The 20,264-nt window shown below is 68.5% G+C and carries 18 protein-coding genes and 3 tRNA genes; all 21 read left to right on the plus strand.

All coding sequences use genetic code 11. The features are described 5' to 3' along the window. Window positions 1-81 precede the first annotated feature (81 nt). The 21 genes from QCZ28_RS28310 to QCZ28_RS28410 all read left to right on the plus strand — a co-directional run bounded on the left by QCZ28_RS28310 (window position 82) and on the right by QCZ28_RS28410 (window position 20,220). Entirely contained in the window at window positions 82-1,836 is a 1,755-nt protein-coding gene (locus QCZ28_RS28310; RefSeq protein ID WP_279519483.1) for a replication initiator, read from the plus strand. Then, on the plus strand, window positions 1,833-2,018 hold the full coding sequence (locus tag QCZ28_RS28315) for a helix-turn-helix domain-containing protein (RefSeq protein ID WP_030329852.1): 186 nt from the start codon (window positions 1,833-1,835) through the stop codon (window positions 2,016-2,018). The genes QCZ28_RS28310 and QCZ28_RS28315 overlap by 4 nt, the downstream gene beginning before the upstream one ends. Further along, window positions 2,015-3,451, plus strand: a complete 1,437-nt coding sequence (locus QCZ28_RS28320) for a tyrosine-type recombinase/integrase (RefSeq protein ID WP_279519484.1) — start codon at window positions 2,015-2,017, stop codon at window positions 3,449-3,451. Before QCZ28_RS28315 ends, QCZ28_RS28320 begins: the two co-directional genes overlap by 4 nt. A gap of 69 nt (window positions 3,452-3,520) precedes the next feature. Further along, the gene (locus QCZ28_RS28325; protein ID WP_279519485.1) at window positions 3,521-4,060 is read left to right on the plus strand and encodes a hypothetical protein; all 540 of its coding nucleotides are present in this window, start codon (window positions 3,521-3,523) and stop codon (window positions 4,058-4,060) included. 607 nt (window positions 4,061-4,667) lie between these two features. Continuing rightward, a complete protein-coding gene (locus QCZ28_RS28330) occupies window positions 4,668-5,171 on the plus strand; it encodes a hypothetical protein (RefSeq protein ID WP_279519486.1) in 504 nt (167 codons plus the stop codon). Between the two features lie 1,042 nt (window positions 5,172-6,213). Continuing rightward, the gene (locus tag QCZ28_RS28335) at window positions 6,214-8,745 is read left to right on the plus strand and encodes a bifunctional diguanylate cyclase/phosphodiesterase (RefSeq protein WP_279519487.1); all 2,532 of its coding nucleotides are present in this window, start codon (window positions 6,214-6,216) and stop codon (window positions 8,743-8,745) included. 93 nt (window positions 8,746-8,838) lie between these two features. Then, window positions 8,839-8,911: transfer RNA gene (locus QCZ28_RS28340), tRNA-Thr, on the plus strand. Window positions 8,912-8,935: 24 nt separating this feature from the next. Continuing rightward, a tRNA-Met gene (locus QCZ28_RS28345) sits at window positions 8,936-9,008 on the plus strand. A 132-nt stretch (window positions 9,009-9,140) separates the two neighbouring features. Further along, window positions 9,141-9,308, plus strand: coding sequence for a 50S ribosomal protein L33 (rpmG, locus tag QCZ28_RS28350; RefSeq protein WP_007073056.1), 168 nt, complete (start codon window positions 9,141-9,143; stop codon window positions 9,306-9,308). A gap of 125 nt (window positions 9,309-9,433) precedes the next feature. Then, window positions 9,434-9,880, plus strand: coding sequence for a MaoC family dehydratase N-terminal domain-containing protein (locus tag QCZ28_RS28355; RefSeq protein WP_030329856.1), 447 nt, complete (start codon window positions 9,434-9,436; stop codon window positions 9,878-9,880). A gap of 1 nt (window position 9,881) precedes the next feature. Beyond that, a complete protein-coding gene (locus QCZ28_RS28360) occupies window positions 9,882-10,274 on the plus strand; it encodes a MaoC family dehydratase (protein WP_279519488.1) in 393 nt (130 codons plus the stop codon). A 129-nt stretch (window positions 10,275-10,403) separates the two neighbouring features. Beyond that, window positions 10,404-10,476 (plus strand) — tRNA-Trp (locus QCZ28_RS28365). A 213-nt stretch (window positions 10,477-10,689) separates the two neighbouring features. After that, entirely contained in the window at window positions 10,690-11,079 is a 390-nt protein-coding gene (gene secE, locus QCZ28_RS28370; RefSeq protein ID WP_030329860.1) for a preprotein translocase subunit SecE, read from the plus strand. Window positions 11,080-11,117: 38 nt separating this feature from the next. Further along, window positions 11,118-11,840 carry a transcription termination/antitermination protein NusG gene (gene nusG, locus QCZ28_RS28375; RefSeq protein WP_030329862.1) on the plus strand — a complete coding sequence of 241 codons (723 nt, stop codon included), beginning with the start codon at window positions 11,118-11,120 and terminating at the stop codon, window positions 11,838-11,840. A gap of 186 nt (window positions 11,841-12,026) precedes the next feature. Continuing rightward, window positions 12,027-12,458, plus strand: a complete 432-nt coding sequence (rplK, locus tag QCZ28_RS28380) for a 50S ribosomal protein L11 (protein ID WP_030329864.1) — start codon at window positions 12,027-12,029, stop codon at window positions 12,456-12,458. A 78-nt stretch (window positions 12,459-12,536) separates the two neighbouring features. Continuing rightward, window positions 12,537-13,253, plus strand: a complete 717-nt coding sequence (rplA, locus tag QCZ28_RS28385) for a 50S ribosomal protein L1 (protein ID WP_030329866.1) — start codon at window positions 12,537-12,539, stop codon at window positions 13,251-13,253. Between the two features lie 80 nt (window positions 13,254-13,333). Beyond that, window positions 13,334-14,203 (plus strand): ABC transporter ATP-binding protein, encoded by an 870-nt coding sequence (locus QCZ28_RS28390; protein ID WP_279519489.1) that lies wholly within the window; start codon window positions 13,334-13,336, stop codon window positions 14,201-14,203. Continuing rightward, on the plus strand, window positions 14,200-14,889 hold the full coding sequence (locus tag QCZ28_RS28395) for a hypothetical protein (protein WP_279519490.1): 690 nt from the start codon (window positions 14,200-14,202) through the stop codon (window positions 14,887-14,889). Before QCZ28_RS28390 ends, QCZ28_RS28395 begins: the two co-directional genes overlap by 4 nt. A 340-nt stretch (window positions 14,890-15,229) precedes the next feature. After that, a complete protein-coding gene (gene rplJ, locus QCZ28_RS28400; protein ID WP_030329872.1) occupies window positions 15,230-15,775 on the plus strand; it encodes a 50S ribosomal protein L10 in 546 nt (181 codons plus the stop codon). A gap of 54 nt (window positions 15,776-15,829) precedes the next feature. Continuing rightward, window positions 15,830-16,219 (plus strand): 50S ribosomal protein L7/L12, encoded by a 390-nt coding sequence (gene rplL, locus QCZ28_RS28405; protein WP_279519491.1) that lies wholly within the window; start codon window positions 15,830-15,832, stop codon window positions 16,217-16,219. 569 nt (window positions 16,220-16,788) lie between these two features. Continuing rightward, on the plus strand, window positions 16,789-20,220 hold the full coding sequence (locus tag QCZ28_RS28410; protein ID WP_088987568.1) for a DNA-directed RNA polymerase subunit beta: 3,432 nt from the start codon (window positions 16,789-16,791) through the stop codon (window positions 20,218-20,220). Window positions 20,221-20,264 lie beyond the last annotated feature (44 nt).

A 20,264-nucleotide genomic window follows, 5' to 3' on the forward strand; every position in this document is an offset into this window, starting at 1 on the left:
TCGGATCCTGGGTGAGCCCGGACAATACCGGCGGACCTGCACCCGGGACCACCGCATTCACCTCGCGGTGGGGGTGGGCCGATGACGGCTCCGACCCTGCCCGGCCTCGAACCCGCCCCGACCCCGGTTGCTCCTCGGCCGGGGTCGCGGGCGGCCCGCATGGCGCTGCCCCGCTCAATCGACGTCCTTAAGGACATCGCCATCGAGTACGGCGTCTGCGTCCGCCCGCTCGCGATGCGCCGCACCGACCTCGACACCGGCCTGACCGAAGTCATCGACCTGCCCTGCGGCGCGACCCGCGAGGACAAGTGCCCGCCGTGCGCCAAGAAGAACCGCCGGCTACGGCAAGCCCAGATCCGCGAGGGCTGGCACCGCGACGACGAACCGCTACCCGGCCCGGAACCCGCCACCGAGGCGCAGAAGTCCCTGATCCTGTTCCGCGCACACCTGGAGTTCTCCCGCGACGAGGCGGTCAGGGCGGCCCAGTGGGACCAGGTGACCGACCTCGACGAGGCTATCCGCGAGGTAGAGGAAGCCATCACCGCTGAGGGCCTGCGCGGGCGCGTCGGACCACCTCACGTCAGCGACGACGAGGGCCAGGACGACGAGCCCGGCCCACGACGCAAGCGCTCCACCAAGCGGCGCCAGGATGCTCCCGAGCTGCCTCGGCGCAAGGTCGAGCGGCGCACCGTCGGCAAGACCTATACCGCCCCGGACGGCTCCACCTACCAACCGTCGATGTGGCTCACGCTCACCCTCGACTCGTACGGCCCGGTCCGCCCCGATGGCACCCCGGTCAACCCAGCCAGGTACGACTACCGCCGTGCCGCCTGGGACGCCGTGCACTTTCCTCGGCTGCTCGACCGGTTCTGGCAGAACCTTCGGCGGTGCGAGGGCTGGAACGTCCAGTACGCCGGCTGCGTCGAGCCGCAACGCCGACTCGCCCCACACGCCCACTTCGCCATCCGGGGCACCATCCCTCGCGACGTGCTCCGCACCGTGGCGGCGGCGACCTACCACCAGGTGTGGTGGCCTTCGGTGGACGTCCAGCGCTACACCCTCGACCGGCTACCGATCTGGGACGAGCAGGCGACGGCATGGGTCGACCCGGACACCCGCGAGCCACTGACCACCTGGGCGGAAGCCCTCGACAGCATCGACGACGACCCGGATGCCGAACCGGTCCACGTCGTCCGCTTCGGTGCCCAGGTCGACGCCCGCGGCGTCATGCCCGGCACCGAGGACGCCGAACGGACCATCCGGTACGTCACTAAATACATCACCAAGCACACCGGCGACTGCCACAAGGCGACCACCGACCGGCAACGCAAGCACCTCGACCGGCTCTGGCAGCAACTCCAGCTGACCCCCTGCACCGACCGGTGCGCCAACTGGCTGCTCTACGGCGTCCAGCCGAAGAAGGCACACGCCAAGCTCAAGCCCGGCCGCTGCAAGGGCAAGGTCCACCAGCGCGACACCCTCGGCATCGGCGGCCGGCGCATCCTCATCTCCCGCGACTGGTCCGGCAAGACCCTCGCCGACCACAAGCACGACGCGCGGGCCTGGGTACGGGCACTGCTCGGCGTCACCACCGACGGCACGCAGCTCGTCGACGACCAGGGCGACACCACCGAACGGGTCCGGCACGCCTGGGAACTCGCCCGACCCGACGACCCGGACGTCGGCCCGATGACTCACCGACTCATGCGCTCGATCAGCGAACGCGCCCGCTGGCGATCCGAACTGCTCGCCGCCAAGGACCGGGCCGCGCAGGGGTCCTCAGACCTTTCGGCAACTCAGCACAGCGCACAGCACGACGGGGAGGAAACGCAGTGAACGAGGAGTTGTTGACCGTGCCGGAAGTGCTCGCCGAGCTGCGCGTACCGCGCTCGACCTGGTTCTACTGGCGGCAGACCGGCAAGGGACCACGGGTGATCAAGCTCCCGAACGGGCAGCTGCGGGTCCGCCGGTCGGCGCTCGGTCGGTGGCTCGGCGACTTGGAGCAGGACGCCGCGTGAAGAGCTACGAGGTCCAAATCTGGGAGATCGCCAAGCGCGCTGACCGGAAGGCTCGGCCATGGCGGGTCCGGTGGGCGGTGAGCGGCCAACGCTTCGAGGACATGTTCCGTACCAAAGCCCTGGCGCACTCGTTCCGCGCCGAGCTGGTCCAGGCGGCCAACGCGGGGGAGCCCTTCGACCCCGCCACCGGCCGCCCGGTCTCCGAAGCCAGAGCCAAGAACCCCACCACCTGGTACGCGCACAGCCGCGCGTACGTCGAGATGAAGTGGCCCCGGGCGGCGGCAAAGACCCGGCGCTCGATCGTCGAAGCGCTGACCTCCATCACGGTGACCCTGACCCGGCCGACAAAGCGGGGCCGACCGACTGAGGCTCTGCTCCGTGAGGCGCTGTATCTCTACGGCCTCAACCCGCGCCGCTGGTCCGACGAGATCCCGCCCGACCACGCGGCCGCGCTCGTCTGGCTGGAAACCGCGTCCGTCCCGGTCGTCGAGCTGGACTCGCCCGCGATGGTCCGCCGCGTCCTCGACAGTCTCTGCGTACGCCTCGACGGCAAGCCCGCGGCTGCCTCCACCGTCCAGCGGAAGCGCGCCACCTTCTACAACGTCCTCGGGTACGCCGTCGAGCTGGAGCTGATCGCTTCCAACCCGGTCGACCGGGTTCAGTGGACCGCGCCCGAGGTCGCGCAGTCCATCGACCGGCGGGTGGTGGCGAACCCGGCCCAGGTCGCCACGCTGCTGGAGGCGGTGAAATCTCTCGGCAAACGGGCCGACAAGGTCACCGCGTTCTTTGGCTGTCTCTACTACGCGGGGATGCGTCCCTCGGAAGCGGCGGACCTGCGGCGGGAGGACTGCGACCTTGCCGGCCGATGCGCCGACTGCGGAGCCGACTTCGACGACCTGGCGGCGGTGAAGCCTTCCCGATCCTGCGACCACGAGAAGCTCGAATATCGCTGGGGCCGCCTGGTGCTCGCCGGCACCTCGCCGCGGGCCGGCTCGCACTGGACCGATGATGGCGGCTCGCACGAGCGGCGCGGACTCAAGCACCGGGGGAGGGCTGAGACTCGGACGGTCCCGATCCCGCCGCGGCTCGTCGAGCTGCTGTGCGCGCACGTCGAGAATCACGGGGTCGGCCCGGACGGTCGGTTCTTCCGGGGCCTGCATGGTGGGCCGCTGTCCGAGTCGGTCTATGACCGGTGGTGGAAGCTCGCCCGCGAGAAGGCGCTGACCGAATCGCAGGTCGCGTCGCCGCTCGTCCGCCGGCCCTACGACCTGCGGCACGCGGCGGCCTCGCTCTGGCTGAATGCCGGCGTCCCGCCGACCGAGGTAGCGCGGCGCCTGGGCCACGGCGTCGCCGTCCTGCTCCGCGTCTACGCCAACTGCATCGACGGGGGAGACGACACCATGAACGACAAGATCGGGAATGCCCTCCGATGACTGGTTGTTGCCCGCAGGGCTGAGCCTGGTGGGGACAGAGTGGCATGACCGAAAGGACAACGGGATTTCGTGGCTGATCCGATGGATTTCCTGGCTGGCTCGATGAATCTCCAACGTGACATCGAGCGGCAGGCGCGCGAGCGTGAGCAGTGGCGCATCCAGTCCGATCGGGTGATGGACGAGCTTGCAGAGTCCGTGGCTGCGAAAGAGGCCGAGGAGACGGAGCGTCACGAGCGAGCTGAGCAACGTGAAACGGAGCTCCTGGAGTGGAACGCTGCCTTGGCGCAGCAGTTCGCGGACTTCGTGTCGAAGGTCGACCGCGACCGATCTGACGACCAGCAACGACTTGAGCGCGCCGAGCAGAGAGAGCTTGAGGCTCTTGGAGTGGCCAAGGACAGCCGGCGTGTGGCCTGGATCTCAGCGGTGGTTGCGATCTTTGCTCTGCTGGTCGCGATCATCGCGATCGTTGTGCCCATGGTCTGGTCCTCCAACCAGGCAGACGTTCCGGCGGTGGCGCCTTCCGTTTCGGTGCCTGTGCCCACCGCTTCTCCTACCTCGTCGGATGAGGCTGGCTTGCCGTCTGATTCGCCGTTGCCCTCGGCGTCGTGAGAGGTCGGGCGAACCTGGTGGGCGTGGGCAGATGGTGGGCGGCTGACCGGATGGACTCTGTTCGGACGAGCAAATCGCCAGGTCGCAAGCGCTGAGGCGGTCAAGATCACGGACGCCCTGTAAATCCGTCGCGAAAGCTTCAGAGGTTCGAATCCTCTACCCGCCACCAGGTGCAGACACGGCCCCTGACCAGCAGAGATGCTGATCAGGGGCCGGTGTCGTTGATCTAGCCGAGTCTGTCTGGGTCCAGCCGATGACGGCTGGTTGAAGGCGTTGACCAGGTGGGCCGGGTCAGCCTCAAGCAAATCCACTCGGGCGTCGGGGACCAGCTCGGGGCAGGTGATGGTCTCTTCGCCTCCGTTGGCATAGCTGACGTTCCCCGAGCGGAGGCGCCCGCCTTGTCGGTGATCCCGCCTCAGGTTGGAGGAGCGCGCTCAGCCGGCTGTGCTGTCCGAAAAGCTTGCTCGCGGCGGCCGGCCCGGTGCCCGCTGGTGACCGGCCGGCCCTGCAACTACTGGTCCGGAAACGGCGCGGGATTGCCCGTCCGTTCGGCGTTGTTGACCTTGAGCCCCGCCCATGCGCGGGTCGGCCGGCCTACTGTGTCGTCGTGCCCGCACCCGACGCTGCCACTGACACACACGTCAAGGCTCGTTCGCGACGCCGGCGTATCTGGCTGCTGTCGGTTGTCGCCGTAGCCGCCTGCTGTTTCGGTGTGCTGAAGGTGAGAGACGCCCCTGCGACTGAGGCGCAAGGCTATGTGTTTCAGATCAGCGTTCGCGGTTATGAGCGGGTGCACGACTACATCGATCCTGGTACAGCACCCGCCGAGCAGCGCGCCGCAGTCGCGATCTTCGTCGGCCCTCCGGACGACAACGTCGTCGCCCGCGTGTCCGGTCCAGGGCTCGTTGTCGGCGCTCCAGCAACGGATCCGGCCTTCCCTGACTTCGAAATGATCGGCTACGGCAGTTGGCACGGTTGTTTCGTGCACGTCGACCGCTGGAAGACCAGTGATCCGCCCATGTCGTACCAACTGACGACCGAGCATCTGACCGCGTTCCGGGCGGGACGGCTGTCCGTGCTGTCCATCGCTGTTGGATGTGGCGGTGGGTGACCTCGCGCTCCGGGCGGCCTCGCGAGTCCTTGCCGCTTCCGTGCCGCCTTGCCGTGGGCGTCTTGTCGCTTCGAGGGCAAGCCATCAACGCGACATCGCCGTGCGCCGATATCTTCGCCGGCACGAGTCAACACGGGGCCCGATCGCAGGAGCGGTCGGCCGGACATGTCGCCGCCTCCGGCCCAACAGCCGGCACCGCGTCGGCCTGCGGCCAAAGTCGTGTGACCGCGGAATTCTCCCGCTGTGGGCACACGCCGGCGAAGCACTGAAGCCGAGGTGCGGGCGTCGCGGTGGTCGGTGTTGGCGCGCCTGGCGATAGGTCAGCGCTCACATCGATGGCGACTTCGCCACACCGACGCCTGTCGCATCTGCTGTCATCGATGAAAATTCCACGCCTAGCTGCGCATACCCTGCCCGTGGTCAGCGTTCGTTCTACTGGCCACCAAACTGAAATGAACCCGACGAGGTACTAGCGGGATGGCGGAGAGCCGGTATGGTGGTCGATGGCCGGATCGGAGGCGCACGTTCGTCGCGGACTGTTGAGCGTTGCTGACGGTGACCGTCGTACCGGATGTGGCAGTGCCTACAGCTGGACCCGAATTGCGTTGAAGGTCGCATTCAGCGCTGGGTGAAACGGTTAAGTGACCTGCAGGCTCGTGATCTGGCCCGGTGCGTTGGGGGCGGTAGGCCGAACGGCGGGAAGTAACAGACGGTGGGGCCAGTCGGGCGACCACCACTTCTCTGGCTGCCCGCGCTGTGGCACGATCGTGGAACCTCCATCAACGCTGTACATCTCCCGACAGGAGCGATCATGTCTGGTCGAAGGCTAGGCCGACTCGGTGGGTCTCTCCTCCTTGTTCTTGCTGCCGCCGCCATCGTCGCCTTCCCCGCTGGCCTCTATGACAGCAGTGCTCGTGGAGCTCAGGCCATCGATCTCATCTGGACCGTCGCTCCGGAAGGCACTATCGTCGGCAGCGGTCGCTGACTCGTTCAGCTCACCCCAAGCCACGGGCGGTAAACCGCAGGCGCCGTAGGGAGCGGTATGGCTCCGCGTGATCGATCGCGACGTCGTTCGGCGGATCGTGCATGGTTCATCACCGCGCCACTGGTGTTCTTCGCCGCGATCTGTTCCATCGTCACAGGGCTGGTGTCGTCCCAGCCCTTCGGTGACTGGCTCCTCGCGCTCCTGTTGCTGGTCGCCATGGCCGCCGTGGGCATGCCGGTCCTCAACTTTGTGGTCCGGCGGCAGTCGTTCGGGATGACCCTGACCGAGATTCCGCTGGTACTAGCGCTGTTTCTGCTGCCACCGCTGACCGTCGTCGCGATCTACACGGTGGCGTCCATGCTCACGCAGACGCGGCACCGGTTCGCGCCTGTCAAGTTCTGGTTCAACGTGGCCAAGGCTGCCGCCGGGACCTCTCTCGCCGTCCTCCTCCTTCAGGCGTTACCGCCGTCGAAGGAGGTGGACGACCCCGGCACCTGGCTGAGTCTCTTCGCGGCCGTGACCGCGGTGATCCTGGTCAGCCTTCTCGGCATCGTCGGCGTGCACACCCTCCTGCAGGGTTGGCAGGCGGGACGGGACTCTCTCCGCACCGCACGCCCCGCCCTGCTCACTGCGGCGATCAACGTCTCGCTCGGTCTGATCATCCTGATCGCCGTCACCACCACCTGGTGGTCGTTGGTTTTGCTGGCCGCTCTCGGTGCGGCACTGGTCCTGGTCTACCGCTCCTACGCGGAGTTCTTCCGGCAACACCGGACGCTGGCCGCGATGTACGACCTCACCCGCGCTATCGGGGAGCGCGGCCAGGACGGCACCCTCGTCGATGCGCTCCTGGGTCGGGTCCGGGCCCTGATGCAGGCCGAGTACGCCACGCTGTGGCTGCCCGCCCAGGGCCGCCATCCCGAGGTGCTGCTCACCGCCCGGGTCGACGACTCGGGGCTGTTGGACGTCGTACCCACGCCGGCGTCCCTTCGGCAGCGGGCGTCGGACGAGGGGCGGACCATCGCGGTGGGGCGCGCTTTCGACGAGAAGGCGAACGAGCGCCAGGCGCTGAGCCACAGCAAGATCAAGGACGTCATCGTGGTGCCGCTCCGGTCCGGCCAAGCGGTGATCGGGACCCTGGAGGTCGCCAACCGGCTCAGCGACGTCGGTCATTTCACCCGTGGTGACATCCCCATCTTCGAGACGGTCTCCGCGCACGCCGCCGTGGCCCTGGAGAATTCGCGACTGGTCGACCGGCTGCGGCACGACGCGCACCACGACACGTTGACCCGGCTGCCCAACCGGCGACGGATCACCGGAGCGCTGGACGAGTCGGTCAAGATCCGCGCGCCGGGCGAGGTGGTGGCGCTGCTGCTCTTCGACGTCGACGGGCTGCGCCAGGTCAACGAGTCCCTGGGTCACGCCGCCGGCGACAAGGTCCTCACCGAGGTCGCCAACCGGTTGCGGGCCAGCGCACCGTCGTCGGCTCTGGTGGGCCGTGCCGGCGGGGACGAGTTCCTGGTGACGCTGCGGTTGGAGAGCGCCGAGGCGGCGCTCGATTTGGCCGCCCAGCTGCGCGACCAGATCCGCGACGAGATGGTCTTCGACGCGCTCACCCTCGACGTGAACACCGCCGTCGGGGTGGCCGTACACCCGGATCACGGCAGCGACGCGGCGACCCTGCTGCTTCGGGTCGACCTCGCGGCCACCGCGGCCAAGTCGGTGCCGGGCAGTGTGCAGCTGTTCAACCCCGCGCTGGAGTCCCGTTCACTGCGCCGGCTGGGCCTGGCCGGCGATCTGCGCCGAGCACTGGACCAGGGCGAGCTGGAGGTCTACTTCCAGCCCAAGGTGACGCTGCGGGACCGGCGCCTGGTCGGTGTCGAGTGTCTGGCCCGCTGGGAGCACCCGGCGCACGGCACCGTCGCACCGGAGGATTTCGTGGCGGTGGCCGAGCACACCGGCCAGTTGAGCCGGCTCACCGAGGTGGTGCTGCGCGAGGGCCTGCGCCGCAGTCGGGACTGGGCCCTGGCCGACCAGCCGCTGCCCATCGCTGTCAACCTCTCGGCTCGTACGCTCATCGACCAGCACTTCCCGGACCGGGTCCAGGAGTTGTTGACCGAGTACAAGGTGCCGGCGCAGCGCCTCACCCTGGAGATCACCGAGTCGGGGGTGCTGGACGGCACGGACCGGCCCATCCCCACCCTGCAACGGCTGCGGGATCTCGGCGTACGGCTGTCGGTGGACGACTTCGGCACCGGCGACTCGTCCCTGGCGCACCTGCGGCGCCTGCCGGTGCACGAGGTGAAGGTGGACCGCTCCTTCGTGCAGGGCATGGCTACCGATCCGGGGGACCTGGCGATCGTCAACGCGGTGGTGACGCTCTCCCAGCAGTTCGGCCTGGCGGTGGTGGCCGAGGGGGTGGAGAGCGAGCTGACCCTGGAGCTTCTCCAGGACATCGGTTGTGAGATCGGGCAGGGCTTCCTGTTCAGCAGGCCGCTGCCGTACGAGCGGTTGGCTGCCTGGTTCGGTGCCCAGGTCGAGCCGGAGACGATCTCCAACGGGGAGCTGCCGCGCCTTCGAGTGGTGCCCTGAGCAGGGCGCGGACGATCACGGGGGATCCGATTTCACCTGTCGAGCCGGGCCGTGTACTCTTACTCCTGCGCGCCCCACGGGGAGATCGCGCAGGCCCCCTTAGCTCAGTCGGCAGAGCGTCTCCATGGTAAGGAGAAGGTCTACGGTTCGATTCCGTAAGGGGGCTCGAGGGTTCAGCTGGACCCATCGCAGCGGTGTAGCTCAGATGGTAGAGCAAGCGGCTCATAATCGCTGTGTCGCCGGTTCAAGTCCGGCCACCGCTACTCTCGTCTTCCGGGCTAGTTGCCGGTGGTCGTAAGAATGGGCGCTTCTGGCGCCCACTTTGCATGTCCGCGCTGTCAGCGTCTAGGCTGGCGCGTCGTAGTTGTTTCCGTTAGCGAGGAAGGCACTCCGCCGTGGCGAAGGCTACCGATGTCCGGCCGAAGATCACTTTGGCGTGTGTGGAGTGCAAGGAGCGCAACTACATCACGCGCAAGAACCGGCGCAACGACCCCGACCGCATCGAGCTGAAGAAGTTCTGCCCGCGCGACGGTCGGCACACGGTCCACCGCGAGACCCGCTGATCGCTGGCCGGCTTTGGCCGGCCACCGTCGAAGCTTTTCCGATCGCCGATCTGACCGGTTTGGTGCGGCTCCGTCGCCGCCTACCGATCAGGTCGGCGATTGGGCTTTCCGTGTAGGTTCGCCGCATGCCTCTGGACGCTTCCTTCGTCGGCCGGACCTATCCGCCGACCGCCCCCTACCAGGTGGGCCGAGAAAAGATCCGCGAGTTCGCCACCGCCATCGGCGCCACCGATCCGGCTCACCACGACCCGGAGGCCGCGCAGGCGCTGGGCCATCCCGATGTGGTGGCTCCGCCGACCTTCCCGGTGATCGTCACGATGGCCGCGAGCCGCCAGATCATCGAGGACCCGGCCCTGGGTGTCGACTACAGCCGCCTGGTGCACGGCGACCAGCGGTTCGCGTACACCAGGCCGGTGTTCGCCGGCGACGAGCTGGTCTGCACCAACACCATCGAGGACGTCAGCACCCGGGGTGGGCACGGCTTCCTGACCACCCGCACCGACGTGAGCACCGTCGGCGGGGAGCCCGTGGTCGCGGTCTGGGCCAGGTATGTCATCCGTGGGGAGGCGTGAGATGGAGTTGCCAGCACAGACGTTTCGGGTGACCCGTGCGGACCTGGTCCGTTACGCCGGCGCCTCGGGCGACTTCAACCCGATCCACTGGAGCGACCGGGTCGCCACCACCGTGGGTCTGCCCGGGGTGATCGCCCACGGCATGTTCACCATGGCGCTGGTCGGCCGGGCGGTCACCGAGTGGGCCGGTTCGCCGGACGCGGTGGTGGAGTACGGCGTGCGGTTCACCCGGCCGGTGGTGGTCCCGGACGACGACCAGGGGACCGAGATCGAGGTCACCGCGCGGGTCCGCGAGGTGACCGAGGACGGTCTCACCCGCCTGGAGGTGACGGCCACCTGCCTGGGGGAGAAGGTGCTGTCACAGGCGCGGGCAACCATCCGGTCGGCGCGCTGAACAGAGCCCGCCACGCGTGGCGGAGAGACCGGTTGGGAAAGTCGGGCGGCTACCCGTACACTGGTCCGCCGTGGGGCAAGTGACCCCTGCTCGGTCGTCTGTGGCCGCGTGGGGCGAGTGTTGCCGCATAGGGGTGTAGCTCAATTGGCAGAGCAGCGGTCTCCAAAACCGCAGGCTGCAGGTTCAAGTCCTGTCACCCCTGCGCCTCAGGCCTGACCGTTCCCGTGGGTCGCGCCGCCAGTTCGGCGGCGTCCGGCCCGTGGTGGTGGCATCGGCGGGGTGGTTCCGAGGCAATCGGGCCCTCCGGCTGATCCACCGGCCGCGGCCCGTCGCGGGACGGTTGGGTCCGGCCGGCGTGACCAGCGCCGCGTACGCCACTCGGCGTGCGACCCAAGATTCCGCGACGGAGGGCGAAGTGGCCGACAACAAGCGGCGCGACGACGACGGCGACGATCGTCTGGACGACGAGATCGTCGACGACGTGGCCGACGACGACGCCTCCGGCGCGGACGAGCCGGTTTCCCGGGGCGGCACCGCCACGCGGTCCCGCGCCCGGGCGGAGTCGGCGGACAGCCGGCCGACCACCCGGTCGGAAACGGGTCGGGTGGGCGTCTTCGGGCGCATCGCCCGGTTTTTCCGCGAGGTTGTAGCCGAACTGCGTAAGGTCATCTGGCCGACCCGCAAGGAGTTGCTGACCTACACCGCCGTGGTGGTGGCGTTCGTCGCGGTGATGCTGACGATCGTGGGTGTGCTGGACTTCGGCTTCGCCAAGGTCGTGTTGTTTGTCTTTGGCAACTCGGACTGACCGGCTGCCTCCAGCCATAGTGACGGAAGTGAGCGAGCGTGCCTGAGTACGACGAGACCGCCGGAGAAGTGGACGAGCAGTCCACGGTCGCGACGGCGGCTGGTGACGAGTCGGTTGAGGCCGCCAGCGAGCCGGAGTTCCCAACGACCGAGCCCGCACCGGACGAGGACTACGACCCGGTCGCGGAGCTGAGGCAGAAGCTGCGCTACGCGCCGGGTGACTGGTACGTGGTGCACTCGTACGCCGGCTACGAGAACAAGGTCAAGACCAACCTCGAGACCCGGATCACGAGCCTCGACATGGAGGACTTCATCTACCAGGTCGAGGTGCCGACCCGGGAAGAGGTCGAGGTCAAGAACGGTAAGCGTTCGCAGATCCAGGCGAAGGTCTTCCCGGGTTACATCCTGGTCCGGATGGAGTTGACCGCCGAGTCGTACTCGTGTGTCCGGAACACCCCGGGGGTGACCGGCTTCGTCGGTGCTACCGACCGGGCTGACCGGCCCGCTCCGCTCTCGCTCGACGAGGTGCTGAAGTGGCTGGCGCCGGCCGTCGAGACCGAGCAGAAGAAGGCGAAGCCGGAGATCAAGGTCCTCGACTTCGAGGTGGGCGACTCCGTCACCGTCACCGACGGCGCGTTCGCGTCGCTGCCGGCCACGATCAGCGAGATCAACGCCGACCAGCAGAAGCTCAAGGTGCTGGTGTCGATCTTCGGTCGGGAGACTCCGGTGGAGCTCAACTTCAACCAGGTCGCCAAGATCTGACTGGTCGTCGGCGGCGGGTCCGGCCCGCCGCCGACGTCGGCGTACGCGCTCCCGCTCGACCTCGGCGGACGAGTGGGCTGCGGCCTGCGCTACTCTTGAATGTCGCCGCTGTCGCACCGCGCTGACCGTGCGCGCCCGAGGGCGGCGACAGCCGCTTTTTCCCAGCTCCAAGCCCCAGGAAGTGACATGCCTCCGAAGAAGAAGCTCGTCAAGACGTTCACGCTTCAGCTGCCGGCGGGCCAGGCCACGCCGGCGCCGCCGGTCGGCCCCGCGCTCGGCCAGCACGGCGTGAACATCATGGAGTTCTGCAAGTCCTACAACGCGCAGACCGAGTCCCAGCGGGGCGACATCGTCCCCGCCGAGATCAGCGTGTTCGAGGACCGGTCCTTCACGTTCGTGCTGAAGACCCCGCCCGCCGCCCGGCTGCTGCTCAAGGCCGCCGGTGTGCAGAAGGGGTCTGGCGTTCCGCAGTCCGACAAGGTCGGCGCGGTCAGCCGCGGCCAGCTCCGTGAGATCGCCGAGAAGAAGATGGCCGACCTCAACGCCAACAGCATCGAGCAGGCCGAGAAGATCATCGCCGGCACCGCCCGGTCGATGGGCATCACCGTCAACGACTGACGTCGGCCCAGGCCGTCGACCCAACCGTGGGAGGGCTCGCGCCGAGCGGCCCGCCAGAGACCACAGGAGTAATCAGCAATGCAGCGCAGCAAGAGCTACCGCAAGGCCGCCGATGTCATCGACCGGTCGAAGCTCTACACCCCCACCGAGGCCGTGAAGCTGGCCAAGGAGACCACCAACGTCAAGTTCGACGCCACGGTCGAGGTCGCCATGCGCCTCGGCGTCGATCCCCGCAAGGCGGACCAGATGGTCCGTGGCACGGTCAACCTGCCGCACGGCACCGGTAAGACCGCCCGCGTGATCGTGTTCGCCAGCGGCGCGAAGGCCGAAGAGGCCGCCGCCGCGGGTGCTGACGAGGTGGGCACCGACGAGTTGGTCGCCCGGATCCAGGGTGGTTGGCTCGACTTCGACGCGGCGATCGCCACGCCGGACCAGATGGCCAAGATCGGCCGGATCGCGCGGATCCTGGGCCCGCGCGGTCTCATGCCGAACCCGAAGACCGGCACGGTGACCATGGACGTCACCAAGGCTGTGCAGGACATCAAGGGCGGCAAGATCACCTTCCGGGTGGACAAGCACTCCAACCTGCACCTGATCATCGGCAAGGCCTCCTTCACCGAGGGCCAGCTGGTGGACAACTACGCAGCGGTGCTCGACGAGGTGCTGCGCGCCAAGCCGTCCGCGGCCAAGGGCAAGTACCTCCGCAAGGTCATCCTGACCACCACGATGGGCCCGGGTGTCCCGGTCGACCCGAACCTGGTGAAGAACCTTCGGGAGGACCAGGCCGAGGCCTGAGTCGACAGTTCGCTCCGCCGGGGCGCCGCCACGACCGTGGCGGCGCCCCGGCGCGTTCTAGGTGTGGCAGGCTCGGGCCCATGCGGCTGGAGAACGTCTGGTTGCGGTACCACCGGCGGGGGCCGTGGGTGCTGCAGGGCATCGATGTGCGGATCGGCCCCGGCGAGGTGGCGATCGTGTTGGGGCGCAACGGGGTGGGCAAGTCGACACTGCTCCAGGTGGCTGCGGGGGTCCTCCGTCCGGACCGGGGGCGGGTCTCCGGCCGGCCGGCACGGGTGGGCTGGGTGCCGGAGCGGTTCCCCGCCGACCAACCGTTCACGGTGGCCCGCTATCTGACCGGGATGGCCCGGGTGGCGGGGCTGAGCAGGGCCGCGGCCGACGCGGCGGTGACCTCCTGGATCGACCGGCTCGGGCTGTCCGCCTTCCGCTCGGTCCGGCTGCCGGAGCTGTCCAAGGGCACCGCGCAGAAGGTCGGCCTCGCCCAGGCGATGCTGCGCCCGCCGGGCCTGCTGGTCCTCGACGAGCCGTGGGAGGGGCTGGACGCCACCACCCGTGAGCTGGTGCCCGAGCTGATCGCCGAGGTGCTCGCCGCCGACGGGTCCGTCCTGGTGAGCGACCACCGCGGCGAGACGGTCCGGCTGCCGGCCGCGCGTCGCTGGTTGGTGGCCGACGGCTCGCTCGCCGAGGAGGCGTCGTCGACGGACGAGACGATCGCCGTGGTCGAGGTCGCGGTGCCGGCCGCGCGGGTCGCCGGCACCGTCGCCCGGTTGCGCGCCGAGGGCCATCAGGTGCTGCGGGTACGCTCCGCCACCGCCGTACCCCAGGCCGGACCCGCCGAGCCGCTGCGGGCAGCGGGCGCCGCCCCACCCGCCGAGCCGCCGATCACCGTGACCGAGCAGCCGGAGGCCGCCGACGCGGTGGTCGAGCCGGCGGCGGGGGAGGCCCGGTGAGCGCCCTGATCCGGATGCGGTTGACCGGTTTCCTGCGGACCGGCCGGGCGGTGGCACCGCTGCTCGCCGGCCTGATCACGCTCGGCACACTGTACGGCGGTGGCCGTGCCCAGCCGGCGGAGGCGTACGGCGTCTCCGCCGTCGTGCTCTTCCCGGTGCTCGCCTGGCAGACCAAGATTCTGTTGGACGTCGAGCCGGACGTGCAGCGTCGGCTGGCGCAGGTGACGGTCGGGGTGGCGCGGGAGCGGCTGGCCGGGCTGCTCGCCGCAGCGGTGGCGGCGCTGGTGACGGTGGCCGTCGCGTTGCTCTTCCCGTGGCTGGTGGGCGGGGTGTCCGGCCCGGTCGACCCGGGGGACCGGTCGATTCCGGTCGGGCTCGCGCTGGGGCTGTGGGCGCATCTGCTGGTCGTACCCGCTGCTGTTGCCCTTGGCGCGCTGGCCAGCCGGGCGTCGGTGGGCGGCGCCGGGTACGGCGTCGCGGTGTTGGCCCTCGGCGGGGTCGGCGCCGTCGTGCTCGGCCTGACCGGTTCGGTGGCACCCTGGCTGGCTCCGCCGATCATGGCGGCGGCGCGCACCACCGGCGGTGAGGCCGCCGCGCTGACACTGCTGGCGCTGAGCGGGTGGGCGTTGGCCTGGAGTGGTGCTGTCGTCGGCGGCTACCTGTGGCGCCGGCGGGCCCAGGGCTGACCGCCACCGGCGTCGGTGGCGCGGCTCACAGGTCGCGATTTGGTGCTGGTGACCTGGGCGCGTAGTCTTCAACAGTCATCCGTGTTCTCATGGATGAGGAACCACCCAGAGACCGCTGGTCACCGTGCTCCGGCACGGTCGAAGGTCCCGCGACAACGGGCGACCCGCGTAGGGCGGCAAGCGTAACTCGGCAGTGCACGTGGTCCGCCGACCATGGTGATCTGCCGGCCCTCGCCCCGTGCGCCCTGCGCCGGGGCTTTTTCGTTGTCGTGCTGCCTCCGCCCCCGTTCCGGCTTCGGCCGAGACGGGGACCAGCCTCGAGTAACGAGAGAGGAGGGACATGGCGGACAAGCCGATCCGGGCCGACAAGGCCACGGCCGTCGCTGAGCTGACCGAGAGCTTCCGCAGCTCGGGCGCCACCGTGCTGACCGAGTACCGCGGTCTGACGGTTTCCCAGCTCACCCAGCTTCGGCGCTCGCTCGGTGCCGACACCAGCTACACGGTCGCGAAGAACACGCTGGCCAAGCGTGCTGCGACGGACGCGGGCATCACCGGCCTCGACGAGCTGTTCACCGGTCCTACCGCGCTGACTTTCGTTTCGGGCGACGTCGTCGAGGCGGCGAAGGGGCTTCGCGACTTCGCGAAGGCCAACCCGAAGCTCGTCATCAAGGGCGGTGTCTTCGAGGGCAAGGCCATTTCCGCGGCCGAGGTCACGAAGCTTGCCGACCTGGAGTCCCGCGAGGTGCTGCTGGCCAAGCTGGCCGGCGCGATGAAGGGCAACCTGAGCAAGGCCGCGGCCCTGTTCCAGGCCCCGCTGTCGAAGACCGCCCGTCTGGCGGCTGCACTGCAGGACAAGCGCGAGAAGGAGGGCGCCGAGGCGGCCTGAGGCCCCCACGGCGCACCAGTTCTTACTTAACAGAAACAGGAAAGGACGCCAGACATGGCGAAGCTCAGCACCGACGAGCTGCTCGACGCGTTCAAGGAGATGACGCTGATCGAGCTCTCTGAGTTCGTGAAGCAGTTCGAGGAGACCTTCGAGGTCACCGCCGCTGCTCCGGTCGCGGTTGCCGCTGCCGGCGGTGGCGTCGGTGGCGCTGCTGCCCCGGCCGAGGAGGAGAAGGACGAGTTCGACGTCATCCTCGAGGCTGACGGTGGCAAGAAGATCCAGGTCATCAAGGTCGTGCGTGAGCTGACCGGCCTGGGCCTCAAGGAGGCCAAGGACGCGGTCGAGTCCGCGCCGAAGGCCATCCTGGAGAAGGTCAACAAGGAGACCGCCGACAAGGCGAAGGCCAAGCTCGAGGGCGAGGGCGCCAAGGTCACCCTCAAGTGACCTGACGTTCCACCTACGCGTACCCGGCTCGTGAGCTGGGACACGATTCGCGTGGCGGCGGGCGGTGATCCGACACGGATCACCGCCCGCCGTCTTGGTGGTGTTGGCTCCGATCGGCTCTGAGCTGGGCTCCGACCTGCGGATCCGGCGACCGGAACGAGGGCGGCCGGTCGCTCTCCAGGGGGAAACACGGGGCGAGGGCAATACCGGCCCTTGACGCGGCCCGGGGCTGCCAGGCACGCTGACACCAGCAAGACACCGCGCTTGCGACGGCCACGACGTGGGTATGACAGCGGCGGCACCATCGGCCGCGGTAACCCGAGCGGCCCAGTGGGGAGTTGCGTTCTGAGCGGCCCGGCTGACCCCGTTAACGGGGGCCGAGGAGCGCTCCGCAAACAACCTGCGGGGTGGGCTGGACAGCGGTTAGCCTCTCGGCTACACTGCTAGTTTGCGCTGCCTTCCGACTTGACCCCTGCTCGGAAATGTCCGTTTACGGATATTTCTGGTGGGGTCATTGGAGTGCACGCGTACCAGCCGTTCTGCAGCACCGGTCCTCGGAAGGACGCATCTTGGCAGCTTCCCGCCCTGCGAAGACCAGTCGTACGTCGAGCGCATTCGCTCCCCGCCGAGTTTCATTCGGCAGGATCACCGAACACCTCGAGGTCCCCAACCTCCTTGCCATTCAGAACGAGTCCTTCGACTGGCTCGTCGGCAACGAGGCTTGGCAGGGCCGGTCGGCGGACGACCCGCACGCACGCTCGGGTCTCGCGGAGATCCTTGAAGAGATCAGTCCCATTGAGGACTTTTCCGGCACCATGTCGCTCTCCTTCTCAGCGCCGCGCTTCGACGAGGTCAAGGCCTCGATCGAGGAGTGCAAGGAGAAGGACCTGACCTACTGCGCTCCGCTCTTCGTGACCGCGGAGTTCACCAACAACACCACTGGCGAGATCAAGAGCCAGACGGTGTTCATGGGTGACTTCCCGATGATGACGCCCAAGGGCACCTTCGTCATCAACGGCACCGAGCGCGTCGTGGTCAGCCAGCTCGTCCGGTCTCCGGGCGTCTACTTCGACAAGCAGCCGGACAAGACCTCCGACCGCGACCTCTCCAGCGTCAAGGTCATCCCGAGTCGGGGTGCCTGGCTGGAGTTCGACATCGATAAGCGCGACACGGTCGGCGTACGTATCGACCGTAAGCGTCGCCAGGCCGTCACGGTCCTGCTCAAGGCCATCGGATGGTCGGCCGAGCGGATCCGTGAGCGGTTCGGGTGGTCCGAGCTGATGATGACCACGCTCGAGAAGGACCACATCGCCGGCGCCGATGAGGCGCTGCTCGACATCTACCGCAAGCTGCGCCCTGGCGAGCCGCCGACGCGCGAGAACGCCCAGACCCTGCTCGACAACCTCTTCTTCAACCCGAAGAGGTACGACGTCGCCAAGGTCGGGCGCTACAAGTTCAACAAGAAGCTCGAAGTCGACGTGCCGATCACCACCGGCACGCTGACCGAGGACGACATCGTCGCCACCGTGGAGTACCTGTGCCGGCTGCACGCCGGTGAGGAGGGCTACGAGGCCGACGACATCGACCACTTCGGCAACCGGCGGCTCCGTACCGTGGGCGAGCTGATCCAGAACCAGGTTCGGGTCGGCCTGTCCCGGATGGAGCGGGTCGTCCGTGAGCGGATGACCACGCAGGACGTCGAGGCGATCACCCCGCAGACCCTGATCAACATCCGCCCGGTGGTGGCGGCGATCAAGGAGTTCTTCGGGACGTCCCAGCTGTCCCAGTTCATGGACCAGACCAACCCGCTGGCGGGCCTGACCCACCGGCGCCGGCTGAGCGCGCTCGGCCCGGGTGGTCTGTCCCGGGAGCGGGCCGGCTTCGAGGTCCGCGACGTGCACCCGTCCCACTACGGCCGGATGTGCCCGATCGAGACGCCGGAAGGCCCGAACATCGGCCTGATCGGCGCGCTGTCCACCTTTGCCCGGGTCAACCCGTTCGGCTTCATCGAGACGCCGTACCGGAAGGTCGTCGACGGTCGGGTCACCGACCAGATCGACTACCTGACCGCGGACGAGGAGGACCGGTTCGTCAAGGCCCAGGCCAACGCGCGCCTGAAGGCTGACGGCACGTTCGCCGAGGACCGGGTGCTCTGCCGTCGTAAGGGCGGCGAGACCGAGGACGTGGTCCCCGCGGCCGTCGACTACATGGACGTCTCGCCTCGGCAGATGACCTCGGTCGCGACCGCCATGATCCCGTTCCTCGAGCACGACGACGCCAACCGGGCACTGATGGGCGCGAACATGCAGCGCCAGGCGGTGCCGCTGGTCAAGGCCGAGGCGCCGCTCGTGGGTACGGGCATGGAGTACCGGGCCGCTGTCGACGCTGGCGACGTGGTGGTCGCCGAGGTCGGCGGTGTGATCGAGGATCTCTGCGCCGACTACGTCACCATCCACCAGGATGACGGCCACCGCCGGACGTACCTGCTGCACAAGTTCCGCCGCTCCAACGCCGGCTCCTGCGTCAACCAGAAGCCGGTGGTCTTCGAGGGCGACCGCGTCGAGGCCGGTCAGGTCATCGCCGACGGTCCCTGCACCGACGAGGGCGAGATGGCGCTCGGACGCAACCTGCTGGTGGCGTTCATGTGCTGGGAGGGCCACAACTACGAGGACGCGATCATCCTGTCGCAGCGCCTCGTGCAGCAGGACGTGCTCACCTCGATCCACATCGAGGAGCACGAGGTCGACGCCCGGGACACCAAGCTCGGTCCGGAGGAGATCACCCGCGACATCCCGAACGTCAGCGAGGAAATGCTCGCTGACCTCGACGAGCGCGGCATCATCCGGATCGGTGCCGAGGTCGTCCCCGGCGACATCCTGGTCGGCAAGGTCACGCCCAAGGGTGAGACCGAGCTGACCCCGGAGGAGCGGCTGCTCCGCGCGATCTTCGGTGAGAAGGCGCGTGAGGTTCGGGACACCTCGCTGAAGGTGCCGCACGGCGAGACCGGCACGGTCATCGGTGTGCGTACGTTCTCCCGCGAGGACGGCGACGAGTTGCCGCCGGGTGTCAACGAGCTGGTCCGGGTCTACGTCGCCCAGAAGCGCAAGATCCAGGACGGCGACAAGCTCGCCGGCCGGCACGGCAACAAGGGCGTCATCTCGAAGATCCTGCCGGTCGAGGACATGCCGTTCCTCGAGGACGGCACCCCGGTCGACATCGTGCTCAACCCGCTCGGTGTGCCGAGCCGGATGAACATCGGCCAGGTGCTGGAGACCCACCTCGGTTGGGTCGCCAAGACCGGTTGGAAGGTCGAGGGTGACGACGCCGAGTGGAAGCGCCAGCTCCGCTCGATCGACGCGCACGAGTCCGAGGGGGACACCAACGTGGCCACCCCGGTCTTCGACGGTGCCCGCGAGGAGGAGATCTCCGGCCTGCTCGAGTCGACCCTGCCCAACCGGGACGGCAAGCAGCTGATCGGGCGTACCGGCAAGGCGCAGCTGTTCGACGGTCGTTCCGGTGAGCCACTGCCGGACCCGATCGCCGTCGGCTACGTCTACATCCTGAAGCTCAACCACCTGGTCGACGACAAGATCCACGCTCGGTCGACCGGCCCGTACTCGATGATCACGCAGCAGCCGCTGGGTGGTAAGGCGCAGTTCGGTGGTCAGCGTTTCGGTGAGATGGAGTGCTGGGCGATGCAGGCGTACGGCGCTGCCTACGCCCTGCAGGAGCTACTCACGATCAAGTCCGACGACGTGCTCGGCCGGGTGAAGGTCTACGAGGCCATCGTCAAGGGCGAGAACATCCCGGAGCCGGGCATCCCGGAGTCGTTCAAGGTGCTGCTCAAGGAGCTGCAGTCGCTGTGCCTCAACGTTGAGGTGCTCTCCAGCGACGGTGTGGCCCTGGAAATGCGCGAGACCGACGACGAGGTGTTCCGGGCCGCTGAGGAGCTGGGCATCGACCTGTCCCGGCGCGAGCCGAGCTCGGTCGAAGAGGTCTGAGGTGTGCGGTCGGGGGGGGGGGGGCCGGCCCCCCCCCCCCCCCC

It is taken from the genome of Micromonospora sp. DH14, assembly GCF_029809455.1.
GTDB lineage: Bacteria > Actinomycetota > Actinomycetes > Mycobacteriales > Micromonosporaceae > Micromonospora > Micromonospora parva.

Excerpts from the sequence above, each read along its gene's own strand:
- QCZ28_RS28310 (WP_279519483.1), top strand. The coding sequence starts at position 82 with ATGACGGCTCCGACCCTGCCCGGCCTCGAACCCGCCCCGACCCCGGTT.
- QCZ28_RS28335 (WP_279519487.1), top strand. The coding sequence starts at position 6,214 with ATGGCTCCGCGTGATCGATCGCGACGTCGTTCGGCGGATCGTGCATGG.
- QCZ28_RS28355 (WP_030329856.1), top strand. The coding sequence starts at position 9,434 with ATGCCTCTGGACGCTTCCTTCGTCGGCCGGACCTATCCGCCGACCGCC.
- QCZ28_RS28360 (WP_279519488.1), top strand. The coding sequence starts at position 9,882 with ATGGAGTTGCCAGCACAGACGTTTCGGGTGACCCGTGCGGACCTGGTC.
- rplK (WP_030329864.1), top strand. The coding sequence starts at position 12,027 with ATGCCTCCGAAGAAGAAGCTCGTCAAGACGTTCACGCTTCAGCTGCCG.
- rplA (WP_030329866.1), top strand. The coding sequence starts at position 12,537 with ATGCAGCGCAGCAAGAGCTACCGCAAGGCCGCCGATGTCATCGACCGG.
- QCZ28_RS28390 (WP_279519489.1), top strand. The coding sequence starts at position 13,334 with ATGCGGCTGGAGAACGTCTGGTTGCGGTACCACCGGCGGGGGCCGTGG.
- rplJ (WP_030329872.1), top strand. The coding sequence starts at position 15,230 with ATGGCGGACAAGCCGATCCGGGCCGACAAGGCCACGGCCGTCGCTGAG.
- rplL (WP_279519491.1), top strand. The coding sequence starts at position 15,830 with ATGGCGAAGCTCAGCACCGACGAGCTGCTCGACGCGTTCAAGGAGATG.